11 protein-coding genes are annotated in these 14,052 nt (G+C 52.2%); 5 read left to right on the top strand and 6 right to left on the bottom strand.

What is annotated here, in order from left to right:
• The first annotated feature begins 105 nt into the window (after positions 1-105).
• From KJY73_RS04155 to KJY73_RS04140, 4 genes are read left to right on the top strand one after another with little or no spacing between them, the layout of a single operon-like run.
• Complete coding sequence (locus KJY73_RS04155) at positions 106-2,364, top strand: TonB-dependent receptor (RefSeq protein ID WP_232848388.1); 2,259 nt, start codon at positions 106-108, stop codon at positions 2,362-2,364.
• 3 nt (positions 2,365-2,367) lie between these two features.
• Positions 2,368-3,321 carry an alpha/beta hydrolase gene (locus KJY73_RS04150; protein ID WP_214340571.1) on the top strand — a complete coding sequence of 318 codons (954 nt, stop codon included), beginning with the start codon at positions 2,368-2,370 and terminating at the stop codon, positions 3,319-3,321.
• 20 nt (positions 3,322-3,341) lie between these two features.
• Positions 3,342-4,589: an esterase/lipase family protein gene (locus KJY73_RS04145; RefSeq protein ID WP_232848387.1), complete on the top strand. Its 1,248-nt coding sequence runs from the start codon at positions 3,342-3,344 to the stop codon at positions 4,587-4,589.
• A gap of 48 nt (positions 4,590-4,637) precedes the next feature.
• A complete protein-coding gene (locus KJY73_RS04140) occupies positions 4,638-5,711 on the top strand; it encodes a helix-turn-helix domain-containing protein (protein ID WP_214343221.1) in 1,074 nt (357 codons plus the stop codon).
• A gap of 211 nt (positions 5,712-5,922) precedes the next feature.
• Here the strand turns inward: KJY73_RS04140 and KJY73_RS04135 are convergent, their stop codons facing one another.
• From KJY73_RS04135 to KJY73_RS04110, 6 genes are all read right to left on the bottom strand, one after another.
• Positions 5,923-7,191 carry an inorganic phosphate transporter gene (locus tag KJY73_RS04135; protein ID WP_214340569.1) on the bottom strand — a complete coding sequence of 423 codons (1,269 nt, stop codon included), beginning with the start codon at positions 7,189-7,191 and terminating at the stop codon, positions 5,923-5,925.
• A gap of 12 nt (positions 7,192-7,203) precedes the next feature.
• A complete protein-coding gene (locus KJY73_RS04130; protein ID WP_214340567.1) occupies positions 7,204-7,881 on the bottom strand; it encodes a TIGR00153 family protein in 678 nt (225 codons plus the stop codon).
• A 92-nt stretch (positions 7,882-7,973) separates the two neighbouring features.
• Positions 7,974-8,690, bottom strand: a complete 717-nt coding sequence (phoU, locus tag KJY73_RS04125) for a phosphate signaling complex protein PhoU (RefSeq protein ID WP_214340565.1) — start codon at positions 8,688-8,690, stop codon at positions 7,974-7,976.
• Between the two features lie 138 nt (positions 8,691-8,828).
• On the bottom strand, positions 8,829-9,641 hold the full coding sequence (gene pstB / locus KJY73_RS04120; RefSeq protein ID WP_214340563.1) for a phosphate ABC transporter ATP-binding protein PstB: 813 nt from the start codon (positions 9,639-9,641) through the stop codon (positions 8,829-8,831).
• A gap of 18 nt (positions 9,642-9,659) precedes the next feature.
• Complete coding sequence (gene pstA, locus KJY73_RS04115; RefSeq protein WP_408611359.1) at positions 9,660-11,219, bottom strand: phosphate ABC transporter permease PstA; 1,560 nt, start codon at positions 11,217-11,219, stop codon at positions 9,660-9,662.
• 7 nt (positions 11,220-11,226) lie between these two features.
• Positions 11,227-13,374 (bottom strand): ABC transporter permease subunit, encoded by a 2,148-nt coding sequence (locus KJY73_RS04110; RefSeq protein ID WP_214340558.1) that lies wholly within the window; start codon positions 13,372-13,374, stop codon positions 11,227-11,229.
• Between the two features lie 152 nt (positions 13,375-13,526).
• Here KJY73_RS04110 and KJY73_RS04105 point away from each other — a divergent pair, with 152 nt between their 5' ends.
• Positions 13,527-14,030, top strand: coding sequence for a glycine cleavage system protein R (locus KJY73_RS04105; RefSeq protein WP_214340556.1), 504 nt, complete (start codon positions 13,527-13,529; stop codon positions 14,028-14,030).
• The last annotated feature ends 22 nt before the right edge of the window (positions 14,031-14,052 follow it).

Here is a 14,052-nt window from a genome sequence, read left to right as displayed (position 1 = left end):
TTGCCTGAGCGTATTTGTCCCCTTAGATTGAAGTTTTTTGTCCTTGTTGTTGCTCCCCCCTTACCGCAACAATCTCCTCACAAGTTAACAAAGCGTTTACACAAAATGATGTCACACAATAACAATTCATTCACATTATCGCTTAAACCCCGCAAGCAACTGCTTGCTGTGGCCGTAAGTCTGGCGTTAAGCCCAGCCGTTAGCGCACAAGAACCAGCCCAGCAGCGAGCCGAGCGCAGTATTGAAGTCATCGAGGTATCGGCCACCCGACAAACCGAAAATCTGCAAGATGTGCCTATTGCGATAACGGCACTGTCGGCCAATGAACTGGAAAAGATGCAGATCCTGGATCTGGGCGACCTTGAGTCCCATGTGCCGAACCTCAATCTGCATGTGGGAGATGCCTCAAACGCGGTGATTTATATCCGTGGTGTAGGGCAAATCGACTCCATCTCCTTTAACGACCCAGGCGTTGGTGTGTATCTGGACGACGTTTATATGGGCAGGGTACAAGGCTCGTTTCTGGACGTGGTAGACCCCCAGCAAATTGAAGTGCTGCGTGGCCCTCAGGGCACCTTGTATGGTCGTAACACTATTGGTGGCGCGGTGAAATTTACCAGTGCCAAGCCTACCGATGTAACCGAAGGCTATGTGGATGTAGGCGTCGGTAACTTTGGACTGCTGAACCTCAAAGGCAGCATAACGGGTGCCTTAGTGGATGATAAACTGCTTGGCCGTTTTGCCATGGCCAGCAGCAAGCGTGACGGCTACGCCGAAAACACCCTGACAGGTGAGGACGATTACGATAAAGACACCTTGGCCTGGCGTGGCAGCCTGCTGTATCAGATCAGCGATAATTTGTCGGCTTACCTGGTTGTAGACGGCTCTGACAGCTCGCCCAATCACTCCCGCACACCACACCGCGAAACGGCCATTTATTCAGTGTCACAAGGCAAGATGCTGCCGCCGGGTGATGATCCTTTTAAGGTCAATGTGAATTACAACGATCTGGAAAGCCTGGAAACCAGCGGCGCGGCGCTGACGCTTGAATACCTGAGCGGTAATAGTACCTTCAAGTCCATCAGCGCTTACCGGCAAATGGACTACCGTACCCACCTGGATCTGGATGGCAGCGCCGATAGCTCATTCGGGATTTACAACTTTGAGGATCAGGACCAGCTCAGCCAGGAGTTTCAATGGCTGTACAACTTAGACGGCATGTCACTGGTTTCCGGGGTGTATTACTTTAAGGAAGACGATCTGACCTTCGGTGGAGCGGTTGCACCGGAGTTTTTCGTACCGCTGGGCAATGATGTGTATTTCCCCTTCCCGGTTGTCAATGCCGGACTGCGCGACCAGACCAATACCAGCAGTGCGATTTATGCCAACCTGAGCTGGGATTTAACCCCTGAGCTGGGTTTGACCTTAGGCGCTCGTTATACCAAAGAGAAGAAGCAAGTATCCAGCCGCGGCGAAGAGTTTGCCGGTACAGGCATCAATAGTGCCGAAGAAATGGAACGGCTATTCGGCACAGGCGTTGGTTACAGCCCCTCCGGCTATGATGCCGAGCAAAGCTGGAACAACTTTTCACCCAAACTGTCGCTGGACTACAAGCTCAGCGCCGATCACCTGTTGTATGCCAGCACCAGCCGAGGCTTTAAGAGCGGCGGCTTCAACGGCCGCTTGACCTCTTTCGCTCAGCCTTTCGACCCGGAAACCATGTGGAGCTATGAGGTTGGCTCTAAGTCCATGCTCAATAATGACAACGTGCGCCTGAACCTGGCCGCCTTCTATAACGACTATAAGAACTTCCAGCTCAGTCGCTTCTCTATCGATCCAGATACCGGCGCCTTTTTATCGCTGTTCGAAAACGCCGGTAAAGCCACAATTTATGGGGCAGAAATGGAGCTAAGCGCCGTGCTCACCGATGCACTGACACTGAATATGAACGCCGGTTACCTGGGTGGCGGCTACGATGAACTGATCGGCGATTTTGATGAGGAAATCAGCGACAAACGCGAACTGGTGAACGCGCCAAAATGGAATGGCCGACTTGGTTTGGAATACTGGATGGATTTGGATAGCGGCAGTCTGAGCTGGTCGGTGTCAGCCAGTTATCGTAGTAAGACTTATCTGACCGTCAGCAGCAGTGAAGTACTGGCACAATCGGCCTACACCCTGATGGATATGTCGGTGACTTATCTGTCTGACGACGAACAGTGGCAGGTCAGCCTGTATGGCAACAACCTGACTGATAAAGAATACCGTCAGCATGGCTTCGACTTGAGCGCATCGCCTGGTGTGCAACTAGGTTACTACGGCGCCCCCCGCACTTATGGTCTTAACCTCAAATACAGGTTCTAACAGATGATGGATAAGGAAACCCAAGCGCTGCTGGCGCAATTTAACCAGCATGTCCCCAGTACCGATGAAGCACAAACCGGTATTGAAGCGTCCAGAGCCGGCGCCAGAGCGATGTTTATCGGCCTTCAGGGGCCGGTGAATCCCGATTGCCGGGTAACGGACCTGGCTATCCCAGGCAAAGACGGCAAAGTTCCGGCGCGCCTGTACCGGCCATTAGGTGACAGCCAAAAACCGCTGCCACTGGTGTTATTTATCCATGGCGGTGGCTGGGCACTGGGCGATCTGGACTGTTATGACGCACTTGTCAGGGATCTTTGCCAGCAAAGTGGTTGTTTGTTTATCAGCCTGGACTATCGCCTGGCCCCCGACCATCCCTACCCGGCAGGACTGGATGACGTTAGTCAGGCACTGGAGTGGGTATTCAAACAGGCCGAGACCTTAGGCGCTGACCCAAAGCGTATCGCCATTATGGGCGATAGCGCCGGCGGCAACCTGGCCCTGGTGGCCAGCCACCGTTTGCACAGCCAGGGGAACCAACAACTGGCAGCCCAGTACCTGATTTACCCAGTACTGGATGTGCATAGCAGTCACGACCAGTATCCGTCACGCTTGATGTTTGGCGGCGGTGACTATCTGCTGGCCAACGCGGCCATTGACGGCACCCGCGACTGGTACATTGGTGGACATGCCGGTAGCGACAATCCTGAAGTCTCTCCCATGCAGCTCACCGATCTCAGCCATCTACCCCCCACAGCACTGATGGTGGCGGGTTTCGACCCGCTTAAAGACGAAGGAGAGCGTTTTGCCAGGCGCTTGCAGCAAGCCGACGTGTTGCTGCGCTTCCAAAGCTTTGAAAGCACCATTCATGCCTTTCTGTCCTTTGGTGACCTGCCGGTTGCCAAGGAAGCCAGGCAGGCACTGGCCAGTCAGCTTAAACAGGATCTGACCACCCCGTAAACAGCACCAAGGAGAACCTAATGCGTAAGCCCGCCCCGTTGTTTCGACTTTCCCATTGGCTGAGAGGTATCAGCCTGGCCCTTTGCAGCCTAAGTATGTCGGCGCTAGCCGGCCCTACCAGCCTGCAGGCAACCTTCACCAGCGGTATCAGTAACGGCTGGGTAAAAGTGGAACGCTGGCGGGATACCAGCGGTAATATTGGTCAGGAAGCCTTTCCCAGTGATGGCCGTGGCGATCAAAGTGGTCAGCGGGCCACCTTCTTTGCCGACTCCAGCCCATCATCAGACAACTTCCTGCTTTATTACGCGCCAAACTGGAATACCAACAGCAAAGCCGTGCCTGTGCTGCTGATCCATGGTGCCAATCAGGATGCCGATCTGGCCTGGGCAAACCCTAATGATGCAGGAGACTATGGCTGTGGCCAGCAAAGCTGCCCGAGTACGGGTTTGATGCAAGCCCTGGTGGCCGACAACTTCAAAGTATTTGCCTTGTCACTGGCGCATAAAAACGGTGATGGTTATATCTGGGCAGAACAGATTGCCAATGCCATCAGCATCATCAAAAGCCAAACCGGCGCGAGTAAAGTCGACCTGGTTACCTGGTCGAAAAGCGCCTTTAACGCCCGCATGTATATTTCATCCGTTACCCAATCCTGGGGCACCAGTTACCAGGGCGATGTCAGGCGTTTGATTATGCTGGGCGGGCCAAATAACGGCATCGACTGGTCATTTCGTCATGGCTGGACCCATACCTTTGCGGTTTATCCAGGCTGTGGCGGTGTAATTAACGGCCCTACCGCTCACGATGCCATTTTATGCTACGGCATCTGGCAAAGCGGCAGCCAGTGGAGTTACGCCTCCAGCTACTTCCCAGGCTCGGTGCAAATGCTTAAACGTTGGGACAGCACTTATGCATTGCCCGTCAGCGAGCAGGATTGGTACACCACTTACGAAGGCGGCTGGGGTTTCTACACCCATGGACAGGGCATTGATGCCTTCCTGCCCTACTCGCTGGTTGATGATGTGCGGGCAGCGGGCACCGATCCTGCCGTACGGGTACACAATTTATGTGGCAACAAAGCAGATATTGCCTTGATCCACAATGAGCATACCGGCCCATCTGACGGCGTCGTATTTGTATCCAGCTGTAACGATGCCAGTGGTCTGGGTAATCACGGTGGCTCCGCCACCATTAACGTCAATCATTTGAAGCTTGGCTGGTCAAGCAGCGGTATCAACCAAATCAAAACCTGGTTGAACGCGCTCTAGCCAGTTTACGGCACCTAACGTAAGCAGGATTGATATGGCGTGACCTTTATGCTCTATTTTGCTCAACCGTCTACCATGGGGTGCCGTTTTCCCGTGACAGAAAAACAACCATTCAGCCCGGATCTCCCCATGATCCGGGCCAATGCCGTAAGTACCCTGGCACAGATTTTATCCAGTGCCGGGATGCGCCTGGACGAGCAACTACAAAAATCCGGTTTGAGTGACGCCACCCAGCTGAATATTGTGGACTTCCTGCGCATTCTTGAATCCTTCGCCGTAGAGGTAAGGGACGAGTCTTTGCATATGTCCAAGCGTCCGCTGCTGCCCGGCACCAATGATCATGTGTTATCTAACCTGGGCAAATGTCGAAGCCTGCAGGATGCCTTGCAGGAGCTGGCCGCGTCCTACAATTTTATCCATGGTGGAGCCTACAACAGAGTCGAACGCCGTGACCGGGAATTGCTGTATATCATTGATGATCGGCAATTTCCTTATCTGGATGACAGTGACCCCATACATATCCGCTTTAATCTCGACTGCGTTTTACTCTACGTTCACGGGGTGGTCTGTTCACTGGGCGGACACGCTGCTGCCAACAGCCTGGTAAAAGTACAAAGCCGTGCAGACAACGGCGATAACTCGGTACTGCAGGCCGCATTTTCGCATTTACCGCTCAAATTCGGTGCCCCCTGCTATGTATTGCATTACCAATTAGATATGGCTGACCAACCGCTACAGTGGCAGGCGCCTTTGACCTTAAGCAGTGTCTACAACCAGTTGCAGTTTCATTTAGGTCAAGGCAACGGCGACAACAATCTGGTGACCAAAGTGCGCCATTTACTTGAACAAGGTATCCAGAGCCAGGATGCGGTAGCTGCCGAGCTGGGTTACAGCGTGGCCACCTTGCGGCGCAAACTGACTGAAAGCCACAGTAGCTTTCGCCAGTGCCGTGAACAGGTGTTGAATCAGGAAGCCAAGACCCTGTTGGCTCAGCAACTGGCCCTGGAAGACGTTGCCCAGCGACTGCATTTTTCTGACGCGCGTAGCTTTAACCGGGCGTTTAAAACCTGGAATGGCGTGACCCCCAGGGATTACATAGAAAAGCTGCAAGAGGAACAATAGCCAACCGCCAGGGATGGAGGAGGTATAGCGACTAAGGAGGCAGTTTTTCTGCCCATTCGTCCTGAACATCGGCGCTCTTTCACATCCATGCCACCGCGGCATCCATCCTGAACATCGCCGTTCTCTCGCTTCCATGCGATCACGGCATACCGTCCATCCATGGACATAAAAAACCCGGCGGGTGCCGGGTTTTTTAATAAGATTCTTAGGCTTAGGCTGAGAAGATACCTTTCAGCATAAAGAAGAACATAATAGACAGGGCGGCACCAATCGGCAGAGTCACAACCCAGGACACCACAATATTGCGGATAACGCCCAGATTCAGGGCCGCGATACCACGGGCCATACCTACACCTAATACGGCACCAACCAGAGTTTGGGTGGTGGAGATAGGCAAGCCGGTACCAGAGGCCACTACAACAGTGGTAGCAGCAGCCAGCTCGGCAGCAAAACCACGGCTTGGCGTCAGGTGAGTAATACCTTTACCTATGGTTTGGATAACGCGGTGACCAAAAATAGCCAGACCCATTACGATACCGACGGCACCTAAGGGTAATATCCACCAGGCCAGTTTAGCTTTGCTGGCAATCTCACCGTGGTTTTCCACCACACTCACAACCGCAGCCAGGGGGCCGATTGCGTTAGCCACATCATTAGAACCATGGGCAAAGGCCATACAACAAGCTGTTACCACCATCAAAATGGCGAATACCTTTTCAACGCTGGCGAACTGCATCTTACGGTTAGCTTCCTGGTCAATCTGGATACGATTGATATACAGCTTACCAACCACACCGACTGCAACTGCTATAGCAAGGGCAATCAAATAACCTTCCATATTACCGATATGCAGGCCAATGTGCTTTAGGCCTTTCTTAATGGTTACCAGCGACATTACAAAGCCAGCCAGCGCCATGTAGAAAGGTACATAACGTTTGGCATTGGCAAAAGGTGTATCCGTATCAAAGATAAGGCGCTGGGCACTCATAAATATCAGATAGGCGAGGAAACCGGATATGGCAGGGGTAATAATCCAACTGCCAACAATACCCACAACCTGGCCCCATTCAACGGAGTCGGCACTGACGCCCACAGCCGCAAAGCCCACAATAGCACCCACGATAGAGTGCGTTGTAGATACTGGCCAGCCCAGATAAGAGGCGATAACCAACCAGATACCGGCAGCCAGCAAGGAGGCAATCATGCCGTAAACTAAGATTTCAGGTGTATCGACAAAGTAAGCACTGTCGACAATGCCCTTACGTATCGTAGAGGTCACTTCACCGCCCGCCAGATAAGCACCGGCGAACTCGAATATCATGGCGATAAAAATGGCTTGTTTAATAGTCAGTGCCTTGGAGCCTACAGAGGTCCCCATGGCATTGGCTACGTCATTCGCACCAATACCCCAGGCCATTAGGAATCCCACGACCGCAGCCGTGACTATCAGCATAAAGCCGTAAGTAGTTAAAATATCCATCAGAACTGCCCTTTAGCTGGCTAGCATCAATTCGAGTCGCGACCCAACGCGTTGTGATATGTCGGCAAGATCGCCGATCCATTCAATGACCTTGTACAGGAACATTACGTCTACTGGGTTCAACTGGCTCTCCAGCTTCCACAGTTCACGACGCAATACCACCTGCATTTTGTCCGTGTCGTCCTCAATCTGGTCAAGCTGGTCGATCATATCTTCAACCACCTTGACTTCACGTCCTTTGAAGCCTGTTTCCAGCAACTCGTCCAGTTCGTTTGTGACGTTCTGGGCTTGGCGGGTGGCGTCAATGGAGCGCATAACAAAATTGCGGAATAGGTCGTGCAGAGATTCGTGGATCCCCAGTTCCCGGCCTAACATCAAACCGGAAATATCCCGTGCGCGGTTGGCGATCTTGTCTTGCTGACTAAGCAGGTCCAACAGATCCTGGCGCTGAATGGGCATAAATATGCCAGCAGGCAGGTTAGCCCTCAATTCACGTTTAAGGTCGTCAGCCTTACGTTCAAGGTGGGAAATATCATGTTGCAGTTTTTCAGCGGTTTTCCAGTCTTTGCTGAAAACGGCTTCAAAAAACGGTAACAAACCCTGACTACACTCGTAAACGGTGTTGATGTGTTCTTCCAGTGGTTTTAGCGGAGATTTCGCAAAAACCTCTAGAAATGAATTAGTTGACATAAATGGCACTGTTTCTACCTTCAACGTGGTGGCGCATGATACACCACAGAATATGAACGAAATATTTCAGTTTTATGACAATCCTGTCTTAACTATCGTAGTTCTTGCATTTTCTCCTGCATTGCCTGACGGGAGATATGCCGGACATCCTTACCCTTGACCAAATAGATTATATACTCACAAACGTGTTTACACCTGTCGCCAACACGCTCTAATGCACGCATTGCCCACAGAATATCCAGCCACTGTGGCAGGGCTTCCGGCTCCTGCTGCATCTCGGCAACGGCCTGTGTCAACAGTTGCTTGTATTGCTCATCTATTTCCTGATCGCCAATGTGAATGGCCAAAGCTGCATCGGCATCCAGACGCGCAAACGCATTTAAAGTCTGACGCAACATTTCCATCACATGATTGCCGGTCGCGATCATACCGTTTTTGATGTCTTCGGACACGGGTAAATTGCCTTTCACGATCAGTTTGGCGATTCGTTCGACATCATCACCGATACGCTCAATATCCACAGTGGCTTTGTTTATCGCTAAAACCAGGCGTAAATCGCTGGCGGCAGGGTGACGCTTGGCAATAATCCGGGTGCATTCCTCGTCAATCTGCACTTCCATATTGTTGACCATTAAATCATTGAGCATGACCTTTTCAGCCAGCGCGCGATTATTGTCTCGCAGGGCACTAATGGCATCACATAGCTGCTGTTCGACCACTCCGCCCATGGTCAGCACCGAGTTACGCAGGTTTTCCAGCTCCTGGTTAAAACGCCCGGATATATGGGTATTGAGTTTTATCTGTTGCATCGTTACCTCTTCGAGTTTCGAGTTTCGAGTTTCGAGTTTCGAGTTTCGAGTTTCGAGTTTCGAGTTTGCAAATTCTGTTATATGTCCCCGAACGCCAAGTTCTGAGGAATATTTTCCATCACTCTGATATCCGTCATTTTAGCCATAACGGCCGGTAATATACTCTTCGGTTTGTTGCTGTTTGGGCCGGGTAAACAAGCGGTCAGTATCCGAGTACTCAATCAAATGGCCCTGATGCAGAAACGCGGTGAAGTCCGATACCCGGGCCGCTTGCTGCATATTGTGAGTCACAATCAATACGGTGTATTTCTCTTTAAGCTGGGTGATCAGCTCTTCGATAGTCAGGGTGGAAATCGGATCTAAGGCCGAGGTGGGCTCGTCGAGCAGCAAAATTTCTGGCTGCAGGGCTATGGCCCTGGCAATCACCAAGCGCTGCTGCTGGCCACCGGATAAGGTCAGCGCCGACTCGAATAAGCGGTCTTTTACTTCCCGCCACAATGCCACATCTTTAAGGGCTTGCTCCACCGCATTATCTAGTGTGCGCCTGTCCTTAACCCCTTGAATTTTAAGTCCATATACCAGGTTTTCATAAATCGACATGGGAAACGGATTGGGCTTTTGAAACACCATGCCCACCTGCCGACGCAGCAGCGCCACATCCTCTTTGCGGTTGTATATGTTCCTGCCGTTTATCAGCACTTCACCGTCCACCCGACACTCTGGCACCAAATCATTCAGCCGGTTAAAGCAGGTCAGCAAGGTGGATTTCCCGCAGCCACTGGGGCCAATCAGTGCGGTAACATGACGCTTGGGAATTTTCAGACTGATATTGTGTAAGGCCCGTTTGGCACCGAAGGTCAGGGTCAAATCGCGCACGTCGATGGCCACCTGCTCATCCTGCAGGTTATCTAATTCCAGGCCTTGCCGTGAAAGGTCAAAATACTCAAACATAATGCACTAACTCTGTCATTACCCCTGCCCTGCCATAGCCTGATACTGGCGGCGCAACTTGGCGCGCACCACTACGGCAACAATATTCAGGCTCAACACTACCAATAACAACAATAAACACGAGGCAAACATCATGGACGAGCCATGGCCAATACTGTTGCTGTGAAATGCGCCATCATAGATCAGCACACCTAAATGCATAAATTGCCGGTCCAGATGCAGATAGGGAAACTCCATATCCACCGGCAAGGTAGGTGCAAACTTTACCGCACCGACCAATAACAACGGCGCCACTTCCCCCGCGCCGCGGGCAATGGCCAAGATCACGCCGGTCATAATACCGGGGCTGGCCATAGGGATTACCGTGCGCCATAAGGTCTCAAACTGGGTAGCGCCCAGGGCATAACTGCCCTGGCGTAAACTATCCGGCACCCGCCTCAAGCCTTCTTCTGTGGCCACAATGACCACGGGTAAAGTCAGCATGGCCATGGTCAGGGCCGCCCAGAAAATGCCTGGCGCACCAAAGGTAGGCGCCGGCAAATGCTCGCTAAAAAACAATTTGTCGATGTTACCGCCCACCTGGTAAACAAAAAAACCTAAGCCAAATACCCCATACACGATGGAAGGCACGCCAGCCAGGTTATTTACGCCGATACGGATAAGGGAGGTAACAGAATTATTCGGGGCATACTCATTGAGGTAAATGGCCGCCATCACCCCTAGCGGAGTAACGATCAGTGTCATCAGCAATACCATCACCACAGTACCAAACAAAGCGGGGAAGACCCCACCGGCGCTGTTGGCCCGCTTCGGCGTATCGCTGACAAACTCCCAGATGTTACCCAAAAAGGTGACAAACTTTTGCAGATTGCCCTGCTGATTGATCTGTAAGTATTTTTCCACGTCGGCCAGGGGCAAATGGTAATGCTCACCCGTATCAAATACTAACAACAAACGTATTTGCGCCAGGGTTTTGCGGCGCGCATCCAAACTCGCCATCAAGGTGGAAAATTCCTGCTCAAGCTTGACCCTGGCAGGGGCTTCTTCCTCAACGGCCCGACGGTTATATTGCGCAATCTGTTGGTGGATCGCCGCCAGTCTGCCTTGCTCCACTTCTGAAATCGCCGCCACTTCTGCGCTGACCTGATCCAAAAGCTCGGGCAACTGCGCAAGCGGCAGCGGCACTTCACCGTCATTTACTCCCAACAGTCTGGCAAAGAGTCGGTTGCCGCTACGCAGTTGAATATCTATTAACTCAGGCAAGGTTTGCATGCGCAGAATCTGCTGCTCTTCCAACAGATGCTGCTGATCACTGAACTGATACAAGCGAGCCTGATTGAACAACCAACGTTTGTGTCCGCCGGTGGTGGTGAAATCTTTCGACAGCAAGGAGGCATACATACTTTTTGGCTCCCCCTTGGCGTCCTGATAAGTCACCTCGTACAAAGGCGCCGGCCAGAAATGCTGCATCCCTTTAACCAGCATAATGCCCACCATGCCACACAGCAGTAGCAGGATGATGGCCACCAGTGCCGCACCACCAACAATGGGCAGGCCCTCTTTTTGCCTGTTCAACAAGAAATGCTTAAACACTTTGATAATGCTTCCGCAGTCTGCCCCTGACCAGCTCAGCCAGGGTATTGATAACAAAGGTAAAACCGAACAATAGCAAGGCGGTAAAGAACAGCACACGATAGTGAATACTGTTAACCTCCGACTCGGGTAACTCAATGGCAATATTGGCCGTCAAGGATCGCATACCAGCAAAAATGTCCCAGTCAGCCACTGGGGTATTACCCGTGACCATCAGCACTATCATGGTTTCGCCAAATGCCCGCGATAAGCCCAGAATAATGGAGGAAAAAATCCCTGGATAAGCGGCCACAAGTACCACTCTGCGCAAGGTTTGCGCGCGGGTTGCACCCAATGCAAAAGAGGCCTGGCGTAAATGCCCCGGCACCTCAAAAATAGCGTCTTCGGCCAAAGAATAGATGCTTGGCACTATGGCAATTCCCAGTGCTAGCGCAACAACCAGGGCATTTTTGCTGCTGTGATTGTCCTGCCCAGGAAACCAGCCATCCGGCCACAGCCAGCTCTGCACTTCACCGCCCAGCACAAAGGCTCCCCAGGCCAATAGCAAAACCACAGGCACCAGCAGTAGTAATTCCCATCCTGACTGCCAGCGGATGGATAATCCGCGAGATAAGGGCTGCTGCAACATGGCCAGCGCAAATAACGACACCGGCAACAACAGCAAAAACATCAACATACCTAACAGGTAGTCTTCCACTATGGGGATAAGCCAAATTGCGGCAATAAAACCTATCACCACAGAGGGCACGGCTTCGAGCAGCTCGATGCCGGGCTTCAGCCAGTTGCGTAAGCGAGCCGGTACAAAGTAAGCCGTATAGATGGCAGCGCCGACGGCCAGCGGAATGGCAATAATCAAGGCCAGAATGGCAGCCTTCAGGCTACCTATCACCAAAGGCACCAAACTGTATTTGGCCTGACTGACATCTTCGGCTGCCGATGACTGCCACACATAAGCAGGCTCGGCATAGCCTTCGTACCACACCTTCTGCCACAGCCGTTCAAAACTAATGATGGAGCTGATATTGTCCACCTGCCACTGCTGCACACTCTGCGGCCCCCAAACATAAAGGCGCTCATTAACCAGCCACATGCCCTGCGCATCTGTCGCCACCTTAGTGCGCAAAATGGTCTCACCTGTGCTACTCAGAAACAGCCAAAGTTGTCCCTGGGCGCCAAGCAACATCCCCAAGTCCTTGCCTTGTGCCATCTGCAACTGGCTGATTGCCAAGTGTTCTTCCAGCGCATAGATAGGCCGAAAACGGAAATGACCGCCATCATTAAACGCCGACCACTTTTCGATACGGCCATCAGCGTAATTGAGCAAAAAGGCTTTGCTGCCGGGAAAGGCCAGAATGGTTGCGGCGGGTTGATTTAACTTGGCTGTGAAGCTGCTGCTCATATCGGTAAACAGCAGTTGCTGGTGGCCGACCTGCACGGCGGTGCGGATAGAGGGCAGCAAGGTCGGCATACCCGATAGGGGTAACTCAAGTTGGCTAAGCTGCGTCGGCATTTGTCTGGATGCCCAATATACCCGCCATTTTCCGGCGCTTTGCACCGCCAGCCCCAGCCAATCGTCAGACAAGGCAACCTGCCACTGCTCAGCATTCAGCGTTGTGGGCAAGTCAGGGATGAACAGCGACATCTGAGGCTCACGCAGTACCTGTCCCCCTACTCGGGTTAGTCGCTCAACCCGCAACATGCCATCAGCCCCAAGCATAAACAAATAACGCCCGCCAAGATGATGTTTGGCTTTAACCTGAGTCTGGCAACTTATTGGCACATGTTTAAGCGGCGTCAGCCCCGCCCCGTGATTGGGCTGAACCTGAAAAAAACCGAGCTGACAATCGGCTGCCCGGGTAATAAGTGCACGTTCCTGCTGCAAGTCTTCCAGCAACAACACCTGCTCCTGAGGTAACTGCCATACGGCTCCAGGCTGCAAAGAAGGTGACTGTAACAGGGGAATAGTGACATACAGCAAATGCCAAATGAGCATCGCCAGGGTAGCCAGTACTGTCCAGCCACCTATGGTAATAATGCGTGCGGCCAGCCGATCCCGGGTTCGACGCCGTCGTAAGCTTGACGATGGATTTGGGTAATCAGTTTGCACGATACAACCATTGGAACGCTGAGCTGGCGACATTGTAAAGGCCGTTTGGGCCAATTACTAACGCTTTGACTACTCAGGTGATCTTTACTCGCCGCCAGAGCGCTTGTGGATTATAGTTGGGTCATTCGGCGGTGAAGCCATCTGCGCTGCCAACCGCCCGCCCCTTCGTTGCACAGGAGAACAGCATGGATACCGTTATTTTCACACTGATAGGCAAAGATAAACCCGGCATCATGGAGGCAATATCTCGCACGGTCAGGCAATTAGAGGGCAACTGGTTATCCAGCAACTTTGCACACATGGCCGGCCATTTTACCGGGTTTGTGCAAGTGCAGTTGCCAAAAGATAACGTTCAGCCCCTGCTCACTCAGCTGGACGCCATGCCGGAATTGAATATCCGCCTGATGCAAGGGGTAGAGCCTCAGACCAACACAACCCGCCAGGTGGCAGTAGAAATTATGGGTAATGACAAACCCGGCATAGTGCAGGAGTTGACCAAAGTGCTGCATCAGTTCAATTTGAACATAGTGCGCTTTACCTCGCACTGCGAGCCTGCACCTAACTGGGGAGGCAATTTGTTTAAAGCCCAGGTGATCATTGATATTCCCGAAGATTTCGACACCGATCCCTTAGGTGATGCCCTGGAGCAGATTGCCAACGATTTGATTGTGGATATCGACTGGCAATAGCCCGTCATAAAAGCTTCACATT

Origin of the sequence: Bowmanella yangjiangensis (assembly GCF_018531185.1) — a bacterium.
In the GTDB taxonomy this organism is placed as follows: Bacteria; Pseudomonadota; Gammaproteobacteria; order Enterobacterales; family Alteromonadaceae; genus Bowmanella; species Bowmanella yangjiangensis.
Note: the sequence above shows the minus strand (reverse complement) of the source record. Positions and strands in the feature narration are given on the sequence as shown.

What these genes read in the sequence shown, in the direction of transcription:
- KJY73_RS04155 (WP_232848388.1), top strand. Translation starts at nt 106, where the DNA reads ATGATGTCACACAATAACAATTCATTCACATTATCGCTTAAACCCCGC.
- KJY73_RS04150 (WP_214340571.1), top strand. Translation starts at nt 2,368, where the DNA reads ATGATGGATAAGGAAACCCAAGCGCTGCTGGCGCAATTTAACCAGCAT.
- KJY73_RS04145 (WP_232848387.1), top strand. Translation starts at nt 3,342, where the DNA reads ATGCGTAAGCCCGCCCCGTTGTTTCGACTTTCCCATTGGCTGAGAGGT.
- KJY73_RS04140 (WP_214343221.1), top strand. Translation starts at nt 4,638, where the DNA reads ATGCTCTATTTTGCTCAACCGTCTACCATGGGGTGCCGTTTTCCCGTG.
- KJY73_RS04135 (WP_214340569.1), bottom strand. Translation starts at nt 7,191, where the DNA reads ATGGATATTTTAACTACTTACGGCTTTATGCTGATAGTCACGGCTGCG.
- KJY73_RS04130 (WP_214340567.1), bottom strand. Translation starts at nt 7,881, where the DNA reads ATGTCAACTAATTCATTTCTAGAGGTTTTTGCGAAATCTCCGCTAAAA.
- phoU (WP_214340565.1), bottom strand. Translation starts at nt 8,690, where the DNA reads ATGCAACAGATAAAACTCAATACCCATATATCCGGGCGTTTTAACCAG.
- pstB (WP_214340563.1), bottom strand. Translation starts at nt 9,641, where the DNA reads ATGTTTGAGTATTTTGACCTTTCACGGCAAGGCCTGGAATTAGATAAC.
- KJY73_RS04110 (WP_214340558.1), bottom strand. Translation starts at nt 13,374, where the DNA reads ATGTCGCCAGCTCAGCGTTCCAATGGTTGTATCGTGCAAACTGATTAC.
- KJY73_RS04105 (WP_214340556.1), top strand. Translation starts at nt 13,527, where the DNA reads ATGGATACCGTTATTTTCACACTGATAGGCAAAGATAAACCCGGCATC.